A 25,855-nucleotide genomic window follows, 5' to 3' on the forward strand; every position below is an offset into this window, starting at 1 on the left:
ATGTGTATTGAATGTTAAATCAAGCCTATCGTCATTGCGAACTGATGCCAGGGATTGAGCGGAGGCGTGAAGCAATCTTTCAGGATAGAACAGAAAACAAAAAATAGCATGAAAGATTGCTTCGCCACTGAAAAAGTCGACTCGCAATGACGGCCAGAAATAAATTCAGGATAACGATTCTAAATGAGTTATTCATTCCGTGCGCTCCGTGATTCCGTGGCAAAACATAAATTATTATATTCTTACTTTACCAGCCACGGAAACACAGAAAACACGGAGAAAAATACAGTGTTAATCGTATGGTCTGGAAATGTTTTCCAGACCATACGAGCTGAGGATTTTCAATCCTCCAGGCCTACTTCAACTGATAAGCCTTTATAATTTTGTTAAAAATCGTATTGTTCGGATACACCCCCATAAAAGCGGTAGCACCAGGTCCGTAAGCAAATACAGGCACCATAATATTGGTATGGTCGTCGGTACTGAAATTGCCCCTTACCATTCCGTTTTTAAAAGAAGCATCTAAAAGCGATAAGCCACCAGTTTCGTGATCGGCAGTTACAATTACCAGCGTTTCCCCATCCCGATCAGCAAATTTGATGGCCTCTCCCACCAAACGGTCGAAATCCTGTTGTTCGGTTACCGCGAAAGGAAGATCGTTGGCATGGCCGCCATGATCTATCTGAGCACCCTCAGCCATGATAAAAAAACCTTTAGCATTAGCCGAAAGCAGCTGGATGGTTTTTAACAAAGATATTTTAAGCATTTCGCCTCTCCCATCCAACACCCTGCGTGTTACCGAATCAGCCAAAAGCACTACCTGCTTCCCCGCCTTGGCTGCTGCAAATTCATCCAATGTTTTACGGTAGGTATATCCCTTTTGAGCCAGTTTATCCATTAGTTTGGCATCACTGTTTTCGGTAAAGCTTTTGCGGTTCGAACCCACCAATATATCTACATGACTGTTTTCCAAATCCGCAGCAATCTCTTTACTCATCGTTCTTTCTATCTGGTGTGCATAAAAAGCCGCAGGTGTAGCATCGGTAATATCGCCGCTACTGATAATGCCACTTTTGATACCAAATTTGGCCAGCGTATCGGGTATTGAAGTTAGTTTATTACCTTGTACATCCACACTGATGTAACGGTTATTGGTTTTATAACCAGTAGCCATAGCAGTTGCACCAGCCGCCGAATCGGTAAAATCAGAATTGGAAGCCTCAGTACGTGAAAACCCGATATGCTTTAAATTAATCATATTCGATTGGCCGAAGTTGGCACTCAATCCGGCCTGTATCTGCGCTAATCCCATACCATCGCCAATTAAAAGGATTACATTCTTTACCTTCTTTTGTATGCCATCGCTTTTATAGGTAGGCAGATAAGGATTGTAAGCTGTAGGGCTGGTATATTCGAGCTTGCTTCTGTTCTGGTAAAAAGCTTTTAAAGCCTCGGGGTGGTCGGTACCTACCCAATCTACCCCCATTTTCTCTAGTTCTTTCCAACTGTTCGGACTGTCTTTGGTGTTCCAGAAACGAAATGGTTTACCCATTTGGTGCACTTTAGCCACTACATCAGTCAGTTTTTTCAAATCGGGTGGTGTAGGCGTGCCTTTTCCATTCCATACCGCATAATTTGCCAAATCATCACTAATCATGGCAATACGGGTTAACTGGCTTGTAGTATAACTTTTATACGGACGACCATCAAAAGAGATGATTTCAGCATAATCCTGAAACCGATCGGCAGCAGGCACATCGCCACTGATGACAACGTTTATGGCATCGGGGTTTTGTTTCCGGTCGAAGATAGGTCCATACGCCTTGAGCTCAGCAATCAGTTCAGGCAGGGCGTGTTCGTGATCCTCCTTAATATCAATTACCAGTTGCAGTTTCTTTTTAGCATCGGGATAAGCATGATTACCGTTTTCTTTAAACAATGCCACCAGCGGATCGATGTAAAGTTTCTTCAAGGTACGACCGGGCTTAATCTCCGAATGTTCGTGCGCCACAAACAGTTCGCCATTTTGATAAAATATATCGGCTTCAATTGAGCCCATACCTGCATAATAAGCAGATAATAACGGTATTTGCTGTTTGTAATCGTTGTGGCTATGCGCCTGATTGGCGGTTAGTTTCTGTTGGGCAAACAGGGGCTGAAAACCCAACCCTGTAAGCCACAATAACCAAATTAATTTACTTCTTTTTACCATCCTGCATTTTGTTTGATCGTTCCGGCGCTGTTATCGATCTCTCTCTGTGGAACCGCCCAAACATCATGTACCTGTGGGTTGAAATTTCTGGCTGGCCAGATAACGCTGCCATCCAAATTGTGCAAAGGTTTGGCATAAGCCGCCTGTGCATCTCCCCATCTTACCAAATCGCGGTGACGGTCGGCCCATTCACCAGCCAACTCATTACGTCTTTCGCGTTTTAAATCATCAATCGTCATACCCGATTTTGTAGTAAGCCCTGCCCTCACCCTGATTTTATTCAGTTCGGTATCGCCCGCACCTGCACCACTTAAATTAATTGCTGCTTCGGCCTTGATTAAAAGTACCTCTGCATAACGCATTAAAGGTACATTTAAATCAGTAGTTCCGTTATCGCCATTCGGGTTAACGTGCGTAGGAATCGGATTGGCATAAGTAAATGGCTCCATGTATTTTTTAAACTGGTAATCAGAAGTTGCCCCCGCATCTTTGGTAAAACTACGCTCGCTACCAAAAAACATAAACTTATCGCCTGGTTTTAAAATGGTAGCCTCACGACGTTGATCTCCAACTTCGTACGAATCGTAAAGTTCTTTTGTAGGCAGGTAATAACCCCAGCCATTGTAAATACCCCAGGCTTTGTTGGTAAGCATTACCCCCGGTAATTTACTGCCCCAACCAGTACCACCGCCGCTAGGCGTACACACTACCGACCAGATGTACTCTTTTGACCAATTGTTTGAAGCTTTAAAAACATCAGCAAAGCTGGTCGTAATTAAATCGTGCTGACCTGAAGTGATTACCATATCGGCATATTTTGCAGCATTGGCATAGTCTTTTTTGTACAAATACACTTTCGATAAATATGCCCAGGCAGCCGTTTTATGTGCTTTTCCATAATCTGTAGCTTTCATATCTTTAAAATATGGCAGGTTATCGGCCGCTTTTAACAAGAGCCCAATAATGTAATCGTAATTTTCATTTACGTTTTTAGCGCGAGGTACGGCCATGGCAGGATTGGCATCAGGAGTAACAATGGGCACACCGGCTTTATCGTTACCATAATTAGCTGCCAGCTGGAAATACACCAAACCAGCGTTAAAGTAAGCATCGCCAATGATCTGCTTTTTAAGCGTTTCATCCATTGTAATGCCGGGTACATTGGTAATGATATCGTTAGCCCTTTTAATAATGGCATAACGCATGCTCCATTGCGATTCGGTATAGCCACCGCCAATATAACTCCGGTTAAAGTTTTTAATGTTATCGGCTTCCGGCTTGTTACGACCAGTTACCATATCATCGCTGGCATTGATAAACCAGAACATTCCACGACCATAATAATCTTCTTCGTTGTATTTTTCGAACATGCCGGCTTCCGCTTTAATGGCATCTTCTTTGGTTTTCCAAAAGTTTTGTGCCGATGGCGAACCTTCCGGTACGATATCGAGCTGTTTGGTGCACGAGGCGAAAATGGTTACGGCAAGTACAGCCAGGTATTTTATATTCGTTTTCATTTTTTGTGTGAGATTAAAGATTAACACTTAAACCAAGGATAAAGCTTCTGGCCTGTGGGTAACGACCAACATCCAAACCATTGTTATCCATCCCGATTTCGGGGTCGAAACCTGAATAATTGGTAATGGTAAACAGGTTGTTGGCGGTTGCATATACCCTGATGGCACCTGTTCTAAGTTTACTGGTCAATTGTTTTGGCAGGCTATAACCCAGGGTTACGTTGCGGATGCGTAGGTACGAACCATCTTCGATGTAAAAATCAGATGCGTTAAAGTTACCGTTGCTGTCGCTGGTTGAGATAATCGGCACTTTACCTCCAGGGTTTTCTGGCGACCAGGCATCTAAAATACCTACCAGTTTGTTGTACGATGGTCCACTTGCGCTGTAGGTAGTTCTTTTTACCGCATTGAAAAGCTTGTTGCCTTGTACGCCTTGTGCAAAAATGTTAAAATCGAAGTTTTTATAGCTGGCGTTAAAGCTCAATCCGTAAGAAAAATCGGGATAGGCACTACCTGCAAAATAACGGTCTTTACTATCAATTGAACCATTGCCGTCTAAATCGGCAAATTTAAAATCGCCGGCTTTCGCATTCGGCTGGATTTTTTGTCCGCTCGCATTTTTATAGTTATCGGCTTCGGCCTGCGACTGGAAAATCCCTTCAGTTTTTAACACATAATAGCTATACAAAGGTTGACCAACATTGATCGAAAGTGGTGCAAGCTCGTTACGGAAATTGGTACCTACTGCAATGTTCTGCAATCCATCACCAAGGTTGATTACCTTGTTGTTTATTTTAGTGAGTGTTGCATTAACCGAATAGGTAAAAGCTGCATTTTTATCGCTGTTATAAGTTAAGCCTAATTCTATCCCCTTATCTCTAACTTTACCTGCATTGATGGTTTGCGTACCTAAACCCGCTGTACCTGGAAGTGTACGGGTTAAAATCATCTTATCAATATCTTTAATAAAATAATCCGCTACTAAACTCAATCTGTTCAATACGGTAACATCAAGTCCGAAGTTAGTTTGTTTACTCTCTGCCCATGTCAAACCGGTATTGGCTAATATGGTCGATACATAACCCGTTTGTAGCGTTGGGGTTTGTCCGAAATAACTTTGAGTTGCCGCCAGCAAAGGATTAACAGCCGTTTGAGGAAGACTACCCAGGTTACCCAGTATACCGTAACTGCCCCTTACTTTCAATTCGTTTAACCAACTGGCATCTTTAAGAAAATCTTCTTTGGTGATTAACCATCCTGCCGATGCAGAAACATAATTACGGGTTCTGTTATCTTTTGCCAGTAACGATACACCATCACGACGACCAATTAACGACAACAGGTACTTTTCACCATAATTATAGTTTGCCCTTAAAAACAACGATGATACCGCGTTGGCATTATAATAACTTGATGAAGGCTGGATTACGGTTGCATTGGCCAGGTAACGGTACTGCGGCGATTCGTCATCAAAACCAGCACCTGACGTACTCAATCCGCTGTTTTTTGTCTTTTGGAAAGTATAGCCACCAGTAACATCTAAACTGTGCTTACCGAAAATTTCTTTATAGCTCAATACCTGCTCAGTAAGAAAGTCGCTTGATTGATCGCTGCTTTGTTGCAGGCTATTGCTCAATACTGGCTTACCTACTTCGGGTCTTTTCGGAGTGAAACTCTTATAGGTGGCATCTCTTTTGGTAATGCTCAGATTTGACCGGAAAGTTAAACCTTTGGCCAGTTTTAAGGTTACATAAGGATTTACCACCAATACGTTAACGGGATTGTTAACATCAATACGCTGTAATTCGGCAACAGGGTTAATAATATCGCCATAATCGCCTGCATACTGACCGCCAGGTAAACCTGCAAAACTACCATTGGCAGTGTAAGGTGTACCATTTGTGGGGTAATAAATGGCTGATAAAAGTGCACCAGTATAATCGCTGCTGGTGTTGGCGCCATTGCCATTGGTACTGCTATATGATAGGTTCTCGCCCACTTTTAACCAAGGTGCCAACTCGTGCTCAGAATTGATTCTAAAATTGTAACGCTGGGTTTTGGTGTTCAATACAATTCCTTCCGCATTACGGTAATTGAAGCTCAGGTAAAAATTCGATTTTTCATTTCCACCGTTTATGGCTGCATTATAATCCTGCAATAATCCATCTCTAAATACCTCATCCATCCAGTTGGTACGGGTAACCTGTCCGTCAGGGTATTTGCTGGCATCAAAAGCTGGTAAAATGGTTGTTCCACCATTCTTAGCTGCAGTTGCGGCTACTTGTGCGCGTTGCTCGGCATTTAACGGTTCTAACTTTCTCCAGGCACTTTGCTGCCCTAATTTGGCATCAAAACTAACCTGCATTTTACCGCTCTTTCCTTTTTTAGTAGTTATCAGTACTACACCACCCGATGCACGCGCGCCATAAATTGCGGCTGCCGCATCCTTTAATACTGAAATCGACTCAATATCATTCGGGTTAAGCTGTGGAGTACCTAAAAAGATCGATCCATCAATTACATACAATACACTTTCTCCGTTAAGTCCACCCGATCCACGGATATTGATCCGCGGCGTAGAAGTTGGGTCGCCACCTTCATTGGTCACAATTACGCCGGGCGATTTACCTGCAAGCACATCGCCTACGCTGTTTACCGAACGTGATGATAACTTATCTAACGAAACAATGCTAATGGCGCCGGTTAAAGTCTCTTTCTTTTGCGTACCGTAACCTACCACTACTACCTCTCCCAGGTTCGATCTTTCTTCAATTAGCGTAACATTAATTATCGGGTTTTCGCCCACGGTTACTTCTTTGGTTCTGTAGCCAATCATGGAGAAAGACAAAACCGTTTGCGCACTGGCCTCAATCCTGAAAGCACCATTGGCATCGGTAATGGTACCGCTTTGCGTGCCCACTACTTTTACCGAAACCCCCGGAAGCGTAACGCCGCTCGAATCTTTTACCACACCGGTTACAATGCGATCGGGTTTGTTGAAAGTAGCATTGTTCAGAATTACATAATCGCCTTTTTCTACAACGCTAAGTCCTAATTTATCTAAAAGTGAGCGAACAGGCTCCATTTTAAAGTCGCCGCTTACAAAAGTGTTTCTTTCCTGAAGCAAATCGGGATTGTAAACGAAACTTAAACCCGATGCGGCCTCTATTTCTTTTACAATTTCGTTAAGCCTGCGGCCTTTACTAATTTTAATGGTTACACTACTTTTTTCTAAGCGTTGGGCCATGCCAGCTGATGCCAGTAGTGAACTGCAGAATATGCAGATAATTGAAAATGTTAAGCATGAATATTTCATGATCCGATAAAGGTGTGATGTCCTCTTGGCTGAGGTTGTTTTCATTTGTTTGATTGATTGTATTGTTTATAATGTGCTTTAAATTATTTCTGGCCTGAACGCAATCGCAAACCAGTCTGTTGTTGGCTTTATGTATTCATTATGGATATATTTTAAATGTTTTATGGTTTTTAGCGGCGCTGAACCTCAGATGGTGCAGGCTGCATAGGATATCGAGAATTTCTTCAGGGCTTTGTTTGCTGGTAAAACTGGCGCGGCATTTAAGGCCGGTAATTGTTTTATTGGTTAAAACCACTTTAACGCCATATATGTAACCAATTTTTCGGGCTACCTGTGCCAGCGTTTCGCCATCGAAGCTGATTTTTACGTATTCTTCGTGTTTGCTTTGGTGGATGGCCGCATGTCCGTTCGCCTTATTGTATTCGAGTTGTTGCCCCTTTACCAGCGTTCCCAGTAATTGCTGTTGTTTACTGATAGCCACTTTACCAGTTGCCACAGTAATTTTCACCTTTGGATTATTCGCGTAAGCACTTACCCTGAACGAAGTACCCAACACCTTAACATCGAGCCCCGATTTAACCTGTACCGTAAATGGCCGGTTTTCTTCGTGGGCAACCGAGAAAAATGCTTCGCCTTCTACCAGTGCAATTTTACGGCTGTTGACAGCAAACTGTTTTGGATAAACCACGCGCGCCGAAGGCCCTAGAGTAATTTCAGATCCATCGCTCAATAAGATCGTTTTCTGCTCACCCGCTTTTGTGGTAATTACAACCTGTGGATTGTTGGGAGTAACGCTGTTTAGTTTCCAAATGGCGAAGCCAATAGATACCACTATGGCCAGCAATGCCGCTGTACGCCACCAGATCGATTGACTAAATATTTTACGGGTTTTAACTTTCCCGTTCATTGCTGCCCTGAGGTTAAGGAACATTTCTTCGCCAATAGCAGCTTTACGGCTGGCAGGTAAATCGAGTTCTTCCTTTTGCAAAAGGTTGTACCATTCTTCTACCTGTCTGGCCTCAGCTGGTTCAGCGTTTTCGTCTAAATATTTTTGCAGCAATTGTTTTGCCTGTTCTTCTGCCATTTGATTAGATGTCAATCCAAATGCAAAAGGGTACTAACCAAAGATGTTACGAGTAAGTTAAGTTTTGGTTAACTGTTTTAAAGATTAACTGATTAATTGTTTTAATCGGTTAATTGCTTTAAAGGTTAATTGTTCAAACTGGTTAATCGGTTAATTGAAGGTCTGGCAGTAAAAGATTGTTTTGGGACCGGGCAGTTAACCAGTTTATATAATTTAAACAGTTAACCTAATTAAGAGATCAGAAAGGCCAGAAACAGAATATACGAAAGGTTTTTTCTTAAGATTTTCATTGCAGCTGTAATCTGGTTTTTAACGGTTTGTACCGAAACATCCAGTTCGCTGGCAATTTCTTTAATTGTTTTATCTTCTTTTCGGCTCATGGCTATTACCAGTCGCATGCGATCTGGCAGCTGTGCCAATGCCTGCTCCACTTCCCTGTTGGCATCTTGCATCATCAGTTCAGAATCGGCAGCAGCGGTATGTTTCCCCTCCATTAAAAAGGCAAATTCGGTCTGATGTCCATCGCGCATGGCCACTGAGCGAAAATGGTTAATTACCCTGTATTTTACGGCGCCATGCAAGTATGCGCCCAGTTCGCCCTGAATTTCGATGGTTTTACGGTTTTGCCAAAGGGTGATAAAAATCTCCTGAACAATATCCTGAGCTATGGCTTCATCGCCAATTCTTTTAAATGTCGCATCGAAAACCGATTCCCAATGGGCATGGTAAATCTGCTCCATGGCCCGGTGATCATCTTCTTTCAGCGATAAAAACAGTGTATTACTCAAGGGTGCAGGATTTACCCAGCAAAACTAGCGCACCTATATTCACTTAATATTAACAAATCTTAAACACTGAGGTTTTAGCTATTTAAAAGATCGTCACCCTGAATTTATTTCAGGGCCTTACAATAGATGTTGAAATAAATCTTAGCTCACGCTCGTTTCCAAACGAGCGTTGGATAACAAAGCGTTTTTAACGCAAAATGTGCTATCCTGCACTTCCGTGGCAAAACCATAAACAAATAGCCACGGAGACTCAGAAAGCACGGAAAAACAGACTTTGTGTGCTTAATGCCTCTACTTCACTTACCGTCTTGCTGAATTTATTTCAGCATCTCTTTGATGTATTTCAGCATCTCTTTGACGATTCTCTTTTCCGTGCATCCGTGGCAAAACCATAGACAAATAGCCAAAAACACTAAGGGCTATAAACAACAAAGTCAGGCTTTAGAGGCCTGACTTTGTTAAAATTTAAGATTTGGCCTTGGCCATATCAATCATCATGCTCAGCTCATCAACAGCGGCTTCGTTACTCCCATCAAAACCGGTTAATTTAAACCTTACATTTCCGGCTGCATCAATTACAAATTTAGCTGGGATACCGTTTACCTTGTAACTGCTTACCACTTTATTTACCTTGGTTTCCGCATCTTTAACATCCATCAATACTTCGAACGAGTATTTCATACCTTTAATGTAATCACCAGCATCTTTAACCGGATCAGCTACTTTTTCCCAGGTATGGATAAAAAGGAATTTTACGTTTTCATCATCTTTGTATTTATTTACCGCCATTTGCATTGCCGGGAAAGAAGCTTTACACGGACCGCACCAGGTAGCCCAGAAATCGAGGATTACAATTTTACCTTTATAATCGGCTAAAGAAACTTGTTTACCATTTAAATCGGTCAGCGTGAAACCTGCAGCAGGTTCTTTTACCATATCTTTGGTTAATTGTTTGCTCAGGTTTTCTAAATAAGCCTTCCTGATGGCTGCAGCATACGCATCGAAACCACTTTCATTACCCTTTACTTTTACATAAAGCTTTTTAAAATCGGCAGCCATTTCTGGTGTGGCTTTACCTGCTTTAACTACTTCTTCCAGCTTATCGTATGCTTCCTGGTTTTTGTTCAATCCCATTAAAATTTGCGCATAGCGGTAGTTTAAGCTTGGGCTTAAGCTCGTCGATTTTTTATAGGCCATTTCCGAATATTTCAAAGCCTCAACATACTTTTTCCTTTCGAATAAAATATTGGCATAAGTACTGGTTAAGCCCGGATAACCCGAAGCCGAAAATTTAGCCCAGTTCTCATTTCCTTTTTTTCCATCTATGTAAGAAAATGCATTATCCATTCCTTTTTTGGCATAAATTTCGGCATTGGCCAAATCGCCATTTTTATAAAAAGCATTGGTGAGCCCTGAGTAGGCATTACCTTTCCAAAAATCAACTTCGAGCATGTTAGCATATTCGTTTGCTTTGGCTACATTTTTTTCAGCGGCAAACTTACTGGCTACATTAGCTCTAACATAATCGTAAGCCAGGCGGTCGTCTACCTGAGTATTTTCATACATTGCTGGCGGAAACTTTTTAATCCAGGCTTTGTAAGCCGTTTCAGCTTCTGCAGCAGTTTTGAGCAGATAAAAATCTTTCGAGGCCGCACTTCTGGCCTGCGTACCCAATGGGAAACGTGTAGCGATATCGCCATAAATCGCTTCTGATTTCTTGGTATCACCTATACGGTAGTAATAGTTTGCAGCTGTTAGCACTTCCTTTTCAGTTTTAGCACCCGATAAATCAGCTAATCTGGCTCTTAACACTTTTTTATCGGCCGAATCTTTAGATACGACAAGTTTGTTCAGATATTGAACCAGTGTATCGGCAGGTTTGCTGTTTTGCGCCTGTGCTGCATTGATAGCAACTACCGATAACAGTACCGAGCAGGCGGTTTTTAATAATTTCATATGGCTTTATATTTTATCTTTTATGAAAACATCAGGCTACCTGAAATTGAAATTCCAGGTAGCCTAAATTTAAATTAGTTAGTTATAACCCGGGTTTTGGGTCAATTTGTTGTTGAGTAAAATCTGATCTGCTGAAATTGGCAATAACTGCGCGGTTGTTTTCCAGGTCGGTTTTAATGCACCTAAAACAGCATCAGCAGTTCCGGTACGCTTTAAGTCGAACCAACGGTTTCCGTATTCGCCAAAAAGTTCCAGTTTCCGTTCTTTGGCAATGGCAGTTAAAAGGGTGCTTTGCGTTGCAGCAGTAGTATTGCCCAAACCTGCACGGGTGCGAATTACATTGATATCATCCTGCGCACCGCTGATATTCGATTGCTGTGCCCTGGCTTCTGCCCTGATCAGGTATTGTTCGCCCAAACGTAACAACACCGTGTACTCATTACCCAAAGTAGCCGCTGTGGCCGCTTGTACCTTATATTTGTTAATCCGGTAATATTTAACGGCATTAAAAGTGGTCGAATCAACCCAAGAGGTTTTACGGTTGTCGTTCAGCTCGAAATCTTTAGTAAAATTATTATACAACACATAAGCCGGTGGTGCTACGTTAGCAGCCGAACTCGTTGTACGGTAAGTACTAAATGCCGATGCACCAAACAAGGTTGATAACTGCAAAATGGTTTCGCTACTGGTATTGATAAAGGTATTCGACAAAGTAGCAATGTTGTAGGTACCCGAACCAATTACTTTGGTAGCTTCGGCCTCGGCATTTGCGTAATCTTTATTATACAGGTAAACTTTAGCAAGCAGTGCTGTTGCTGCCCATTTATTTACCCTAACCTTTAATGCTGTGCTACCTGCATAGGTGGTAGGCAACAGGTTTTGCGCATCTTTTAAATCGCTGAAAACCTGTGTATAAATCTCGGCAGCTGTAGCCCTTGGTTTAAAAGCATTATCCAGTTCGTTAACTTCTGAAGTAATGGGCACCCCACCGTAAAAGTTTACCAGGTTAAAGTACATTAAAGCCCTGAAAAATTTAGCTTCACCACTTAACTGGTTTTTCACTGGTGTAGTCATTCCGGTTGAGCGGCCGATACCATCCAAAATCAGGTTGCAATATCTGATGGTTTGATAAGAATAACCCCAAACATTACTTGTAGCCACATTATTAGTTGGTACCACCACATTTTGCGAAAACTGAATTAAATCAGCATTTGAAGTAGTATTCTGCAACTCATCGGCCAGTAAACCGCCCAACCAGGTCGTATTGCGTAAATTATCTAAAGTTGAAAAATATGAGTATAGTGATAAGGTGGCACTGGTTGCCGAATTATCAGTGGTAAAAGCATCTTCTTTAGCGATGAGGTTATTAGCCAAATCGGCTTCAACGAACTTTTTACATGATGACAATGCCATTAAAACCAAGCCTAATGCCATTATTTTTTTGAAAAACATATTGTTAATTTTCATGATTCCTTGATTAAAATGAACAGTTTAAACCGAATACAATAGTGCGCACCTGCGGGAAAGCAATGTACTGGCCTGTACCTAAACCAGGCCCTGTGCCAGGTAATGTAGTTTCAGGATCGTAAGTGTATTTCTGCTTGGCCCAGGTGTAAAGGTTTTGTCCCTGCACGTAAACACTCAGGTTAGACAATTTTAACTTGCTGGCCAAAGCTTTAGGAAACGTATAATTTAAGCTTACCGTTTTTAATTTTAAGTAAGAAGCATCGCCCCAGTTAATATCAGAAGAAGTTAGGTTTCCGTACGATGGATCGTTAACAGTAGTAGCCGCAGGGAAAAGTGCCACATCGCCTACAGCTCCCCAGCGATCTAACAAGGCGGTACTCATATTGGTATAGTTAAAACCAGCCGGATTCGAACTTAATGTCGAATTTAATACTCCATAGCGGTGGTTATACTGGAACATAAAATCGAGTGCAAAACCTTTATAGCTAAGGCTGTTGTTCATACCTGCAAAGTAAGGGTGACCATAATAGCCCACATACCTGTCGCCGGCAAAACTAATGCTGCCATCGCCGTTTAAATCCTGGTAAGTTGGCAAGCCTGTAGCTGGATTAACACCTGTGTATTTATAAAATTTTCTGATATCAGTTGGTTGTCCGATAATGTAAGAGCTGGCATAAAAGGTATTTTCCAGATTATCAAAAGCCAGTAATTTATTCCGGCTGATGGTTAAATTCAGGTTGGTATTCCACTTGAAATCACCCGCAATTACGTTAATCGTGTTCAGCTCAAATTCAAAACCTTTAGTTTGTACCGTAGCGTCTAAATTAGCGGTATAACCTGTTGAACCTGTTTGCGAAGGAATGGTAATGAAATTTAACAGGTTAGAAACGCGGTTGCGGTAATAATCTGCCTTTAACAAAATCCTGTCGTTTAAGAAACCCAATTCTACCGCGATGTCCAGTTTCTTGTTGGTTTCCCACTTTAAATCGGGGTTTTGAATATTACCGGGAACATAAGTACTTACGCCATCGTAAACATTGCTTGAACCAGTTGACGTATAAAGTGATAGGTATCCATAATTCGGAATCTGATCGTTACCTGTAATACCATAACTGGCCCTTAATTTACCAAAGCTTAAAAAACCAAGATCTTTCATAAAATCTTCCTGGGTAAAAATCCACGAAGCCCCTACTGCACCAAAGTTCCCGAATTTATTGTTACCACCAAAACGCGAAGAACCATCTCTTCTGTACGTACCATCTACAATGTATTTACCTTGCCAGTTGTAGTTTAAACGGCCAAATACTGCGGTGTAGCTATATATTGCATCTGCACTGTAAGAGGTAACTACCGACGAAGCACTGGCCAAAGAGTTGATCAGTTTTTCGTTGTTGAATCCTGTACCGGTTAAAAAGATTCCGGTTGCTTTAGTTTGCTGAAAAGTGGTACCAATTAAAGCTTCCAGATTACCTTCGCCAATTTTAGTGGTGTACACCGCTTGTGGCTCGATAATGTAATTGTTGTTGTCGTTATCGGTGTATCTTAAAGAGCTTACTTGAGCCGTTGCCGGGTTTTGCGAGCTGGCAGGATTAATTTGTTGCTGTTTTAAACGGGTTGAAGTATAACCCAAATTGGCTTTAACCACCAAACCATCAATGATGCGATACGACAGGTTTACGTTGCTAAACAAATTGGTGGTTTGTGCATTGGTTGTTTTAGGGTTGTACGAAAGCGGGCTGGTGTTGGTCCAGTTTACACTGCCATTGGCGTTGTACAAAGGATAGTTAGGTGCCAGGTTGTAAATGGTACTCAAATCGGTAGATGGCAAAAGATTTTTCATATAGGTATAGTTTACCGAACCATCTATATTAAAACGGCCATCGCTGCTTTTATGTCCAGCATTTAACCTGCTCGAAAAAGTAGTTGCGCCAAAATCGCCTTCAAAAACGGTGCTTTGCTTGCGGTAAGTTGAAGAAAACAAGAAAGAATTCTGTGCATTTCCGCCTGAAACTGATCCTGTTGCATTAGTAGTATGGCCTGTATGACCAATAAAATACTTTTGCCAGTCAGTATAGGCATTTTGATCCCAAACAGTTAAATCCAATGCATTGGCAGCTGTTGGGGTAACACCCGAGCGCGCAAAGGCAGCCCTGCGGGTTGCCAGATATTCCTGCGTATTCATCATCGGAATGTAGTTGGCCACATTGCTTACGCCCGAATTTACATTAAAGTTAAAGGCTGTTTTACCTTTACTACCTTTTTTAGTGGTAATCAATACCACGCCATTCGATCCGCGCGAACCATAAATAGCTGTTGCATCGGCATCTTTCAAGATATCGATCCGCTCAATATCTTCAGGTGCAATGATACTAAACGGACTCACACCACCGTTTGCAGCGCTTACTCCGTTTGCATTCAGGTTATCGGTGGCCGGTTGTGCCCCGTTAAATAAAGTAAAAGGAACCCCATCAATAATGTACAATGGAATATACCCTGCACCTGATACGCCACTGTAAGCACCACGAATGTTCATCCTCGCGCCTGCACCTGGCAAACCATTGTCTTGCGTAACCTGCACGCCTGCAATGCGCCCTTGCAAAGCCAACAGTGGGTTTTCTACAGTTTGTTTACCAATTTCCTCAGCGGTAATCGAACTTACAGCACCTGTATTATTGCGTTTGGTGGTGCTCCCATAGCCAATTATCTGCACCTGATCTAATGAAGAGGCAGCCGGACTCAATTTAATATCCAGTAAACTGGCTACGCCACTCTGCAATAAGCCTCGTGATATTTTCAGTTCTTTGGTTTCGTAACCGATGTAAGAAATAACCAGCACATCATTTTCTTCCAGGTCAAGCACAAATGATCCGGTTGATCCGCTTACGGCATATTTTTTACTGCCCTTAACAGTAATGGTTGCACCAACAAGCGGACTATTATTTTCATCTACAATTCTGCCATTAAAGCGCGAGGAAGTAAAAACCGAAGCAATTTTATCGATAAATGAGCGCTCCTGCTTCTTAATCAGTACGGTGTTCTGCTCAATGTTATAGGTTAACTGCTGGTCTTTTAACAGGTATTCAATTACGTCTTTAAGCGGTGTATTTTTAAAGTTTACGCTCACCTTCGCTGCGTCGTTCAGCGTACTGGTGGCATACAATACTCTATAGTTGGTTTGCTTTTCTATTTCTTTAAAAACCTGATCTACGGTTATGTTTTTAGCCGCATAGGTAAGTTTTTGCGAGAAACTACTGGCACTAACATGCATGAGTAAGGTCGTCATGATGATGATGGTGAGTTTCATAATAAACAGGATTTTTTTAGGAAGGCACGCCAGATGCCTTCCTTGATAAAAAGGATAAATATTCATACTTTCGTTTGTTTGGGTTAATGCGTAAATGGACCTCAGAATTCGTTTTTAAAGGATTAACTCAGATATAGCCATGGTTGTGCTTCCAACACTTCCATGGTTTTTCTTCTAAACCTATTGTGTTATTAACGCTGCTCCGGTAGTGGTTTCTTCATTTTTTTCTGGTTTTAGTTGATTTATTTTTATTAATAAACAGTGTGGTTAAGGCTGTTAATGGTATTACTTTACGGTTACCACCTTACCGTTTATATAAAATTTAATACTTCCTGTTTCTTCGAGCATTTTAAGCACTTCAGAAATGTTATCGAAACGCGATACCGACCCCGAAAAAGAAGGCATTTGCTCAGAACTGATATTCATTACAAACTGAACACCATACCACCTTGATAGTTTCTGTATGATGCTTGGTAAACGCTCGTTCTTAAACCGAAACTCACCGTTTTTCCAATCGATGGCCAATGCCGGATCTACCGCATTTACCTCAATCTTGTTGGCATATAACATTGACTGCTCGCCAGGGGCAATTATTTTTTCGTCACCTGCTCCCCTTACTTTTACCGAGCCTTCTAAAAGTGTTGTTTTAGTACCCAGGCTTGCATCGTAACTGTTAATATTGAAGTGCGTACCCAAAACTTCTACCTCTTGCTTACTGCTTTTAACAATAAAAGGGTGTTTTTTATCTTTGCTTACTTCAAAATAAGCTTCTCCATCAAGTTCTACCTGCCTGTTTTTCCCGTTAAAATGGCTTGGAAAACTGAATTTCGTTTCTGCATTCAGCCATACCAATGTACCGTCGGGCAGGTTTACCTGATATTGTCCGCCTGCCGGGGTTGTTATACTGTTGTTTTTACCTTCATCATTTGCACCGCCATTATTGATAACCGAAAAAACCAGCAGGCCGTTTGCAGCCTTTTTAACACTAAGGCCATTTGTAGTAGCCAGTTCGCCAGTTTTACTGTCGGTTAAATCTATCTTGCGGCCATCAGCAAGTGTTAAAACAGCTCGGTTACCACCAGGTGCTACATCATTGGCGTAGCGTTCCGAGCGGTCTTCACTCCTGTTCTTTACAGCAAACAAGCCACCTATTACACACAGGGCCAAAACTGCTGCCGAAGCGGCAACAATCCAAAGACGCCGGGTAATTGTTTTAGGCCTTAATCGCAAATTTTCACTAAGTTCTTGCTCCTTTAACCGTTCGGCATCAATCCGTGCTTTCAGCTTTTTACCAAAAGCTGCTTTTTGCGCGTCATTAGCAGACCAGTTATTTTCTAATAGTTGCTGCTCCACAAAAGAATCAACCAAATGGGTTTCTTTAGCCGAAGCAGTTCCATCTAAATAATGCTGTATTAATTGTTTTGCCTGTTCGGTTTTCATAGGGTTTTGAAGCGCATTGAGCGTGCCTTACAAATGTATATTCCGAAAAAACCGTTTTGGTGGTAGATTTATTTTTAAAAAAATAAAAAAAGGCCTTTTATCACTTTAAAAGATGTAAAAATATAGCCATCATGGTGGCCGAAAGTTTCCCGTTTAACGAGTCCGCGATTATTTTAAGCGCATTGCTTACTTGTTTTTTAACAGTTCCTTCAGCAATATTGAGTTTTTCTGCTATTTCGCGGTACGACAGTTGCTCATCGCGACTTAGAAGATAAACCTCCCGCATTTTTTTTGGCAATTTGGCAATCCCCAAATCAATATTCTCCTGTAATTCTTTTAACGAAATACTTTCTTCAATATTCAGGCTGTTATCTACAGCTTGTTCGGTTATTTTATCTAAAAAATTATCGGTGTGGATATTTCTTTCGATATACCTTAAACATAAATTGCGAGTACTGCGGATGAGATAAGCGCCTAAAGTACTTTTAATCACCAAGGTAATCCTTCTGTTCCAGATCGATACAAAAATTTCCTGTACAATATCGGCTGCCTCCTCCTCAGATTTGGTTAGCCGCACGGCATATGATGCCATTTTTTCCCAGTAGCGGTTGTAAATTTCGGTAAATGCCTGTTCCTCTTCCTGGTTAATCAGCAAGATCAGTTCGTGATCTGGTACATGGCTTAGGGATGGCATAGTTTATAAAAACGAATATAGAAGAAAATATAAAATAATGGAGTGTAAATTGATGCAATAACGTAGTAAGAACGATTAATACCAACTTAACCTGTGCTGCTAAATGTACCGCAAACTATTTTTAATCTCATTTTAAGATGGTATCGTTATTTTTGCCCTATGCAAAAAATTGGCATAGCCGAAGATGATCCGAAAATTGCCGCACTGCTCCAATCTGCACTTGAAGAAAGCGGCTACGAAGTACTCACCGTAAATAACGGTAACGAGGCCCGTAACCTGTTTCTGCCGGGCGAATTCAATCTGCTTATCCTCGATATCATGATGCCGGGTTTAAATGGCCTCCAACTCTGCAAATACATTCGCGAACAAGGCGATGACACCCCAATTTTAATGCTTACCGCAATGGGCACTGTTGAAGACCGGGTAAACGGCCTCCATATCGGTGCAGACGATTATCTGGTTAAACCTTTTCACCTCAGAGAGCTTTTGGCAAGGGTTTCGGCATTGCTGCGAAGACAGCGTAGTAAAACTATAAAAGCAGCAGAACAACTGTGTTTTGAAGACCTTTGCCTAGACATGCGGAGCAAAAGCGTAACCCGAAATGGCCAGCCAATAACACTAAGTGCCAAAGAATTTACACTGCTGGAGCTCTTTTTAAAAAATCCCAACAGACTTTTATCGCGGCAGTACATCGCCGAAAAAGTTTGGGATGTTCATTTTGAAACGGGTACCAATGTAATTGATGTGTACATTAATTTTTTAAGGAACAAGATTGAAAAGGGCTTTGACCGGAAACTGATCCATACCAAAATTAACATGGGCTATATCCTTAAATAATGAAAATAAAAGACCGCATTGCACTTTACTTTACGCTAATCAGTACTGCGATGCTGCTGGCTGTGCTCTGCGTAATTTATTTCACATTTATGAGGTTTTTAAAGGCCGATTTTTTGAGCGCCTTACCGACCGTACGATGGTTACGGCCAAACTTTACCTTGAGGCCGACGAGATTAGCCGCGATGCCGTAAGCAAAGTGCGCCACCAATACCTGCAGAAACTCAATAGCGAGGTGATCAGGATTTACGATGGAAAAGACAGGGCCACTTTTATTGGCGATTCAGCTCAATACTGGACCAAAGAAACCATTGAAAAAGTACGCAAACTTGGGCGTTTGCAATACACAGATGGCGAACGCCAGGTAGTAGGCATTTATTACCGTGATAACCAGGGCGATTTTGTGATCCTGGTTTCAGCCAACGATCAGGGCTCGCACAACAGGCTTGCCAAACTGCTCAAAATCATGATCGTTGTTTTCGTTTTTATTTCGGTTATTCTTTTATTGCTAAGCAGGTGGATTGCCGAAAAAATGCTGAAACCCTTAAACCGGTTTATGCAGGAGGTACAGCAAATCGGATCGGGAAACATGGAAGCCCGCGTAGCAGTAACCCACAATAAAGACGAAATTAACCTTATTGCACAGAGTTTTAATCACCTGATGGAAGAACTCGAACATGCTTTTATCCTGCAAAAAACCTTTGTAGCCAATGCCTCGCACGAGCTGAGAACCCCCATTACCCGGATGATGATGCGTGCCGAGCTGGCGCTGGTGAAAGAAAGGGCTACCACCGATTATCAGCAAGCTCTTGCCGAAACAGTAGAGGATGCCGAAAAAATGGATCATATCATTACCGGTTTGCTGGCTTTAGCCAAAATGGATCTCGAATTGATTAATTCGCAGCTTTCGCCCATTGATCTGGATACTTTGCTCGATAAAATCAGTCAAGACTGGAAAAACCAGAAACAACTTAATTTCATTGTACAGAAAAACATCAAACAAAAGGAAGCTTTGATTTTGGCTAATGCTGTTTTACTCCAAATTGCCCTTGACAATGTGATTGCCAATGCTTTTAAATTTTCGCAGGGTCAGGAAGTTAAAGCCCTGCTTACCGATAAAGGTGATTCATTGCAAATTTACATCAGTGATAAAGGTCCTGGTATTCCACTTGCACAACAAGTTGAAATATTTAAACCTTTTTACAGCAAGGCAAAAACTATGGGTTTTGAAGGCGAAGGCATGGGCCTTTACATGGCTCAGAAAATCATCGATCTTTTTAAAGGATCAATCGAAATCAGTCAACAAACAGGTACTGGATGCACCTTTATTATCGCCCTGCCCCGAATTAATCCCGTTTTAATTTCGATTTAATTCCGCTTTAATCCAGCAAAAATAGCTTTGCCGAATGAGAAGAATTTACTTTTTGTTCCTATCCTTTTGGCTATTGGCTACGCAGGCTTCATTTGCCCAAACCGGTACCTTAAAACTAAATCTTAAACAAGCAGAACAGTTTTTTTTAACCCGAAATTACGATTTAATTGCTGCTGGTTACGATGTAGAGCGTGCCAGGGCGGATGTAATAACAGCCAAATTGTTTGATAATCCTGAACTCCAGTACGAAAACCTGTTTTACAATCACGAAACCAAAAAATTCTTACAAACCTCCTACCAATACGGGCAGTATGCAGCCTCCCTATCGCAATTGGTAAAACTAGCTGGCAAGCGCAATAAAAACATTAAACTGGCGCAAACGGGCACTAAACTGGCTGAATTTGAATATTTTGATTTACTCCGCAGCCTGAAATTTGAACTGCGCAGTACCTTTTACAAAAGCTATTTTTCAGCTTCATCAGTTGCAGTATACCAGGAGCAGATCCGTTCTACCGAACAACTTTTAAAGGCGTACGAGTTACAACTGAAGATGGGTAATGTAGCCAATAAAGATGTAATCAGAATCAAATCATTGCTCATCGGGCTAAAGGCAGAACTGGCTGGTCTTTTAAATGAGTTGGAAGACAATTACAAAGACCTTAAACTGCTGTGTGGCATTAATGCAGTTACCCCGCTTGCCCTTGTTTTAAATACTGAAGCCATTGAACACCTGACAGCCGAACAGTTGCCTTACAGCCAGTTACTCGATTCGGCGCGTTTAAACCGCAACGATTTAAAACTCGCCAAAACCAATCTTGAGTATAACGAGGTAAACCTTAAACTCCAAAAGGCCATGGCCGTCCCTGATGTAGAAATATCGCTGAGCTATGATCTTAAAGGTAATTACCCTGAAAAATATACCGGACTAGGATTAAAAATCCCAATCCCCCTCTTTAACCGGAACCAGGGTGAAATTAAAAAAGCCAAAATCGGAATTGATGCTGCCAATGCCAACATTCAAAAACAAGAGCTACAACTAGAAAACGATGTTTTTAATGCCTATCGCACAGCAATACGCAATGAAAAATTGTTAAAAGATATCGATCCGGCTTTTAGCAGCGATTTTAACAAGCTCATTTCCGGACTGATTAAAAACTTTAAAGAGCGGAATATCAGTTTAATCGAATTCCTTGATCTGTACGACGCCTACAAAGCCAATACACTCCAGCTAAACAAACTACAACTGGAACAAATGAACTCAAGGGCCGAACTCAACTATGTAACCGGCACCAATATTTTTAAATAACGTACCCGATATGATGAACAAAAACTTAATAAAAGTGATCATTTTTCTGCTTTTAGGTTTAAGTATGGCCTGTAGCGAACATAAAACCGAAGCCCAAAAAGAAAAATTTACCATAACCGATTCTTTACTTCAACGTTTGCTTATTGATACCGTACAACAAGCCAGCGGCAAAACCGAAATTATTTTCTCGGCCAAGATCAGTGCCAACGAAGAACGTCGGTCGGAGCTTTTTCCTATGGTAAGCGGTACAGTAAACCAGGTAAATGTAAGGCTGGGCGACCGGGTAAGCAGCGGACAGTTACTGGCGCGGGTAAACAGTGCAGAAATGGCCGGTTTTGATAAGGAAGCAGTATCGGCCGGCGCCGAGATGCGCAGTGCAAACCGCGCTTTAAAACAGGCCGAACAACTTTACGCAAGTGGCTTATCATCAGCAAAAGAGCTCGAAGAAGCTAAAAACGAATACCAGATAAAACAAGCCGAACTTAAAAGGGCTACTGCCGTACTTAAGCTTAATGGCGGCAGCAAAAATGGCTCGTATGCTATCAAATCGCCTATCAGCGGTTTTATTATCGAAAAAAACGTGACCGAAAACATGCAGCTGCGCGGCGATAACGACAAAAGTTTGTTCACCATTGCCGACCTATCGAGTGTTTGGGCAATGATCAACATTTACGAATCAGACATTTCGCGCGTACAGCCTGGCAATGCAGTTAACCTGTCTACCCTGGCCTACCCCGACCAGATTTTTACCGGCAAGATCGAGAAAATATACAACCTGGTAGATCAGGACAGCAAGGTGATGAACGCGCGGGTGGTAATTGCCAATCCAAACTTTTTGTTAAAACCGGGCATGCTTGGCACGGTTAAAGTATCGGCCAGTTCGGGTGTAGATTTGCCCGTGGTGAACTCGCGCGCTGTTATTTTCGACGAAAACAAAAATTATGTGCTTTTGCTGGATGCCACAAACAAAGTACATATCCGCGAAATAGAAATCGGGCACAAAACCGCCGATAAAATCTACGTCAAAAAGGGTATCGATGCCGGCGACCGTGTAATTGCCTCGAAACAGGTTTTTCTGTTCGAAAGCCTTAAAGCGCAATAAGATTTTTTCATCATTAAGCTTTTCCTAAATGAATAAATTCATTAAAAACATCATAGGCTTTGCCTTGAAGAATAAATACTTTATCTTTTTTGCCACTTTTATCCTTATCCTGGCAGGCTATTTCAGCTTTAAGCATACCACTATCGATGCATTTCCGGATGTAACCAATACCAACATCACCATTATTACCCAATGGCCTGGTAGAAGCGCCGAAGAGGTAGAGAAATTTGTGAGCAGACCGCTCGAAATTGCCATGAACCCAACAGAAAAGCGAACCAGCATCCGTTCTTCATCGCTATTTGGATTATCAATTGTTAAAGTCAGTTTTGAAGACGATGTAGATTACGCCGCTGCAAGGGTGCAGGTAAACAACCATTTGGATGAAGCCGATCTGCCCGATGGTATACAACCCGAAGTGCAGCCACCTTATGGCCCAACAGGCGAGATTTTCCGTTATACCCTTACCAGCGATAAAGTATCAGTACGCGAACTGAAAACCCTGCAGGATTGGGTGGTTAAACGCGAACTCTTATCGGTTTCGGGCATTGCCGATGTAGTTAGTTTTGGTGGCGAAGTTAAAACCTACCAGATTACCGTCGACCCGCAAAAAGCCATACAATATGGTGTAAGTGCGACTGAGCTTTTCGAGGCAGTTTCTAAAAGCAATATCAATGTGGGTGGCGATGTAATTGTACAAAGCGGACAAGCCTATGTGGTACGTGGTATTGGTGTGTTAAACAATATCGATGAAATTAGAAATGTAGTAGTTGATAACATAAACGGCACTCCTGTTTACGTAAAAACCATTGCCAGTGTAGCCGAATCGGCCTTGCCTCGTTTGGGCCAGGTGGGCAGAGACCAGGACCCCGACGTGGTAGAAGGTATTGTGGTGATGCGTAAGGGAGGCAATCCGAGCGAAGTTATTGCCCGGCTAAAAGAAAAAATAAACGACATTAACCAAAACCTATTGCCGGGAGATGTAAAAATCAAACCTTTTTACGATCGCGAAGACCTCGTTAACTATTCTGTACATACCGTAATGGGCAATATGCTCGAAGGGATTTTATTCGTAACCCTGATCGTTTTCCTTTTCATGGCCGATTGGCGCACTACGCTCATTGTCTCCATCATTATTCCGCTGGCTTTGCTTTTTGCCTTTATCTGTCTAAAAATAAAGGGCATGCCAGCCAATTTACTCTCAATGGGTGCCATCGATTTCGGGATTATTATTGATGGTGCGGTAGTAATGGTCGAAGGCATTTTTGTAGCCCTCGATATGCGGGCGAAAAAGGTCGGTATGGCACGCTTTAATAAAATGAGCAAGCTTGGTTTCATCAAAAAAGCCTGCATGGAAAATGGCAAAGGCATCCTATTTGCCAAACTCATCATCATTACCGGACTGCTTCCCATTTTCACTTTCGAAAAAGTGGAAGGCAAAATGTTCTCGCCACTGGCCTGGACACTCAGTTTTGCATTATTGGGTGCCTTAATTTTAACTTTTACGTTGGTACCAGCTATGGCTAGTCTGCTGTTAAAAAAGAATGTAAAAGAAAAACACAATATCTTTTTAACCTGGATGACCAAAGCTACCCTGAAATTTTATGATGTATGCTTTGATAAAAAACGTTTGGTATTTTCTATCTCCATCATGGTGCTGATACTTGGAGCTTTTAGCTTTAAGTTTCTGGGTACCGAATTTTTGCCCAGTCTGGATGAAGGCTCTATTTACGTAAGGGCAACCGGTCCGCTAAGTATTTCGCTAGATGAAACCAAAAAACTCTCAAACGAGATGCGAAAAATCTTTTTAAGCTTTGAAGAAGTAAAACAGGTAATGTCGCAAACTGGGCGCCCTAACGATGGTACCGATGCAACCGGCTTTTACAACATGGAATTTCATGTAGATATTTACCCTAAAAAAGAATGGAAACGCAAGCAGACCAAAGAACAGCTTATTGAGCGCATGCAGGAGAAGCTAAAAAGTTTCCCGGGCATTAGCCTCAACTTCTCGCAACCCATTTCGGATAATGTGGAAGAAGCAGTTTCGGGCGTAAAGGGCAGCATTGTGGTTAAACTATTTGGCGAAAATTTCGAATATATCGAAAAAGAGGAAGAAAAGATTGAAAAGATCCTTAAAACGGTTGACGGCATAGCTGATTTAGGGATTCTACGCAACCTCGGCCAACCAGAACTGCAGATTAATCTCGATCAGAAAAAGATGGCCCTTTACGGCGTAAGTACGGCCGATGCCAATGCCGTAATTGAAATGGCTATTGGCGGTATAGCAGCTACACAGATTTTTGAAGGCGAAAGGAAATTCGATCTGGTGATCCGTTACCCCGAAGATTTCAGGAACGATGAAAGCTCGATCAGTAAACTGCGCATTCCTACCCTATCTGGTTCTAATGTACAACTGGGCGAAATTTCGAGCATCAAAAAAATAACCGGGCCCAGTATGATTTACCGCGACAAACATAAACGCTACGGAGCCATTAAATTTTCAATCCGCGGTCGCGATATGGGCAGTGTAATTGCCGAAGCCCAGGCTAAAGTTAACGCACAGATTAAATTGCCCAAAACCTATCAACTGGAGTGGGCCGGCGATTTCGAAAACCAGCAAAGGGCTGTTTCCAGATTATCGCAGGCGGTGCCCATTAGTTTATTGCTTATCTTTTTTATCCTCTTTGTATTATTTGGCAACATTAAAGATGCCTTGCTGGTGCTAAACAATGTACCCTTTGCCATGATTGGTGGTATATTGGCGCTTTTAGTTGCAGGTGTAAACTTTAACATCTCTGCAGGTATTGGCTTTATTGCCCTGTTTGGCATCTGTGTACAGAATGGCGTGATATTAATTACCAAATTTAAAAGCAACATTACTGAATTAAAACACCTTAGCAACTGGACCTTTAGTGATGCCATGCGCGATGGCGTAGCCAGCAGGTTCAGACCGGTATTAATGACCGCACTCATGGCTGCAATTGGTTTAATGCCAGCGGCACTTTCTACCGGAATCGGGTCGGAGGCTTCGAAGCCCCTTGCCATTGTAGTTATTGGCGGACTGATTACCAATACCTTGTTTAACCTCTTTGTATATCCCATCGTTTTCTACTGGGCCTATCAAAAGAAAGCCAAGGCAGAATTGCCAGCATTTTCAAACTAAGGCTTTCCCCCAATAAGCTTAAAAACAAGCGGCCTGGATGAATATTCAACCAGGCCGAAACTAAAACTTTAATCAATTATTGTCCAGAAAACTCCTACATCACATAAAATTTATTGAAACACCTATAGCATTTATATCGCTTTACCGTTATAAACGGCAATATTGTTTTGAATAAAAACCCACGCGGCACCCTATCTGTCTCAGGGTTCTTACACTTGGGGCATTTCGGACAAGTTTTTACACTTGGCATCATTGGGGACGTGGTATTCATATAATAAGGAATAGTTGGTTTGCAAAACTAAT

At 41.9% G+C, this 25,855-nt stretch carries 15 protein-coding genes; 5 read left to right on the forward strand and 10 right to left on the reverse strand.

What is annotated here, in order from left to right; all coding sequences use genetic code 11:
• Positions 1–355: 355 nt before the first annotated feature.
• The 10 genes from G7074_RS25250 to G7074_RS25295 all read right to left on the reverse strand — a co-directional run bounded on the left by G7074_RS25250 (position 356) and on the right by G7074_RS25295 (position 17,778).
• Positions 356–2,212 (reverse strand): alkaline phosphatase, encoded by a 1,857-nt coding sequence (locus G7074_RS25250; protein WP_240916413.1) that lies wholly within the window; start codon positions 2,210–2,212, stop codon positions 356–358.
• Positions 2,206–3,729: a RagB/SusD family nutrient uptake outer membrane protein gene (locus G7074_RS25255; protein ID WP_124559816.1), complete on the reverse strand. Its 1,524-nt coding sequence runs from the start codon at positions 3,727–3,729 to the stop codon at positions 2,206–2,208. The genes G7074_RS25250 and G7074_RS25255 overlap by 7 nt, the downstream gene beginning before the upstream one ends.
• A 13-nt stretch (positions 3,730–3,742) precedes the next feature.
• The gene (locus G7074_RS25260; protein ID WP_124559815.1) at positions 3,743–7,045 is read right to left on the reverse strand and encodes a TonB-dependent receptor; all 3,303 of its coding nucleotides are present in this window, start codon (positions 7,043–7,045) and stop codon (positions 3,743–3,745) included.
• A 139-nt stretch (positions 7,046–7,184) separates the two neighbouring features.
• Positions 7,185–8,129 carry a FecR family protein gene (locus G7074_RS25265; protein WP_124559814.1) on the reverse strand — a complete coding sequence of 315 codons (945 nt, stop codon included), beginning with the start codon at positions 8,127–8,129 and terminating at the stop codon, positions 7,185–7,187.
• A gap of 230 nt (positions 8,130–8,359) precedes the next feature.
• The gene (locus G7074_RS25270) at positions 8,360–8,917 is read right to left on the reverse strand and encodes an RNA polymerase sigma-70 factor (protein WP_124559813.1); all 558 of its coding nucleotides are present in this window, start codon (positions 8,915–8,917) and stop codon (positions 8,360–8,362) included.
• Positions 8,918–9,382: 465 nt separating this feature from the next.
• The gene (locus G7074_RS25275) at positions 9,383–10,873 is read right to left on the reverse strand and encodes a TlpA disulfide reductase family protein (RefSeq protein WP_124559812.1); all 1,491 of its coding nucleotides are present in this window, start codon (positions 10,871–10,873) and stop codon (positions 9,383–9,385) included.
• Between the two features lie 78 nt (positions 10,874–10,951).
• Positions 10,952–12,340 (reverse strand): RagB/SusD family nutrient uptake outer membrane protein, encoded by a 1,389-nt coding sequence (locus G7074_RS25280; protein ID WP_166211995.1) that lies wholly within the window; start codon positions 12,338–12,340, stop codon positions 10,952–10,954.
• Positions 12,341–12,350: 10 nt separating this feature from the next.
• Positions 12,351–15,644, reverse strand: a complete 3,294-nt coding sequence (locus tag G7074_RS25285) for a SusC/RagA family TonB-linked outer membrane protein (protein WP_158674027.1) — start codon at positions 15,642–15,644, stop codon at positions 12,351–12,353.
• Between the two features lie 285 nt (positions 15,645–15,929).
• The gene (locus G7074_RS25290; protein WP_166211998.1) at positions 15,930–17,084 is read right to left on the reverse strand and encodes a FecR family protein; all 1,155 of its coding nucleotides are present in this window, start codon (positions 17,082–17,084) and stop codon (positions 15,930–15,932) included.
• Positions 17,085–17,184: 100 nt separating this feature from the next.
• Positions 17,185–17,778: an RNA polymerase sigma factor gene (locus tag G7074_RS25295; protein WP_124559808.1), complete on the reverse strand. Its 594-nt coding sequence runs from the start codon at positions 17,776–17,778 to the stop codon at positions 17,185–17,187.
• A 159-nt stretch (positions 17,779–17,937) separates the two neighbouring features.
• Here G7074_RS25295 and G7074_RS25300 point away from each other — a divergent pair, with 159 nt between their 5' ends.
• The 5 genes from G7074_RS25300 (at position 17,938) to G7074_RS25320 (ending at position 25,552) form a co-directional block, all read left to right on the forward strand.
• Entirely contained in the window at positions 17,938–18,615 is a 678-nt protein-coding gene (locus G7074_RS25300; protein WP_124559807.1) for a response regulator transcription factor, read from the forward strand.
• Positions 18,616–18,751: 136 nt separating this feature from the next.
• Positions 18,752–19,984, forward strand: coding sequence for a HAMP domain-containing sensor histidine kinase (locus G7074_RS25305; protein WP_240916414.1), 1,233 nt, complete (start codon positions 18,752–18,754; stop codon positions 19,982–19,984).
• Positions 19,985–20,018: 34 nt separating this feature from the next.
• The gene (locus G7074_RS25310) at positions 20,019–21,290 is read left to right on the forward strand and encodes a TolC family protein (protein ID WP_166212001.1); all 1,272 of its coding nucleotides are present in this window, start codon (positions 20,019–20,021) and stop codon (positions 21,288–21,290) included.
• A 10-nt stretch (positions 21,291–21,300) separates the two neighbouring features.
• On the forward strand, positions 21,301–22,392 hold the full coding sequence (locus G7074_RS25315) for an efflux RND transporter periplasmic adaptor subunit (protein WP_124559804.1): 1,092 nt from the start codon (positions 21,301–21,303) through the stop codon (positions 22,390–22,392).
• 28 nt (positions 22,393–22,420) lie between these two features.
• Positions 22,421–25,552, forward strand: coding sequence for an efflux RND transporter permease subunit (locus tag G7074_RS25320; protein WP_166212004.1), 3,132 nt, complete (start codon positions 22,421–22,423; stop codon positions 25,550–25,552).
• The last annotated feature ends 303 nt before the right edge of the window (positions 25,553–25,855 follow it).

The sequence above is a fragment of the Pedobacter sp. HDW13 genome, assembly GCF_011303555.1.
Taxonomy (GTDB): domain Bacteria; phylum Bacteroidota; class Bacteroidia; order Sphingobacteriales; family Sphingobacteriaceae; genus Pedobacter.

Excerpts from the sequence above, each read along its gene's own strand:
- G7074_RS25265 (WP_124559814.1), bottom strand. The coding sequence starts at position 8,129 with ATGGCAGAAGAACAGGCAAAACAATTGCTGCAAAAATATTTAGACGAA.
- G7074_RS25310 (WP_166212001.1), top strand. The coding sequence starts at position 20,019 with ATGAGAAGAATTTACTTTTTGTTCCTATCCTTTTGGCTATTGGCTACG.
- G7074_RS25255 (WP_124559816.1), bottom strand. The coding sequence starts at position 3,729 with ATGAAAACGAATATAAAATACCTGGCTGTACTTGCCGTAACCATTTTC.
- G7074_RS25295 (WP_124559808.1), bottom strand. The coding sequence starts at position 17,778 with ATGCCATCCCTAAGCCATGTACCAGATCACGAACTGATCTTGCTGATT.
- G7074_RS25285 (WP_158674027.1), bottom strand. The coding sequence starts at position 15,644 with ATGAAACTCACCATCATCATCATGACGACCTTACTCATGCATGTTAGT.
- G7074_RS25315 (WP_124559804.1), top strand. The coding sequence starts at position 21,301 with ATGATGAACAAAAACTTAATAAAAGTGATCATTTTTCTGCTTTTAGGT.
- G7074_RS25320 (WP_166212004.1), top strand. The coding sequence starts at position 22,421 with ATGAATAAATTCATTAAAAACATCATAGGCTTTGCCTTGAAGAATAAA.
- G7074_RS25260 (WP_124559815.1), bottom strand. The coding sequence starts at position 7,045 with ATGAAATATTCATGCTTAACATTTTCAATTATCTGCATATTCTGCAGT.
- G7074_RS25300 (WP_124559807.1), top strand. The coding sequence starts at position 17,938 with ATGCAAAAAATTGGCATAGCCGAAGATGATCCGAAAATTGCCGCACTG.
- G7074_RS25305 (WP_240916414.1), top strand. The coding sequence starts at position 18,752 with ATGGTTACGGCCAAACTTTACCTTGAGGCCGACGAGATTAGCCGCGAT.
- G7074_RS25275 (WP_124559812.1), bottom strand. The coding sequence starts at position 10,873 with ATGAAATTATTAAAAACCGCCTGCTCGGTACTGTTATCGGTAGTTGCT.
- G7074_RS25290 (WP_166211998.1), bottom strand. The coding sequence starts at position 17,084 with ATGAAAACCGAACAGGCAAAACAATTAATACAGCATTATTTAGATGGA.
- G7074_RS25250 (WP_240916413.1), bottom strand. The coding sequence starts at position 2,212 with ATGGTAAAAAGAAGTAAATTAATTTGGTTATTGTGGCTTACAGGGTTG.
- G7074_RS25280 (WP_166211995.1), bottom strand. The coding sequence starts at position 12,340 with ATGAAAATTAACAATATGTTTTTCAAAAAAATAATGGCATTAGGCTTG.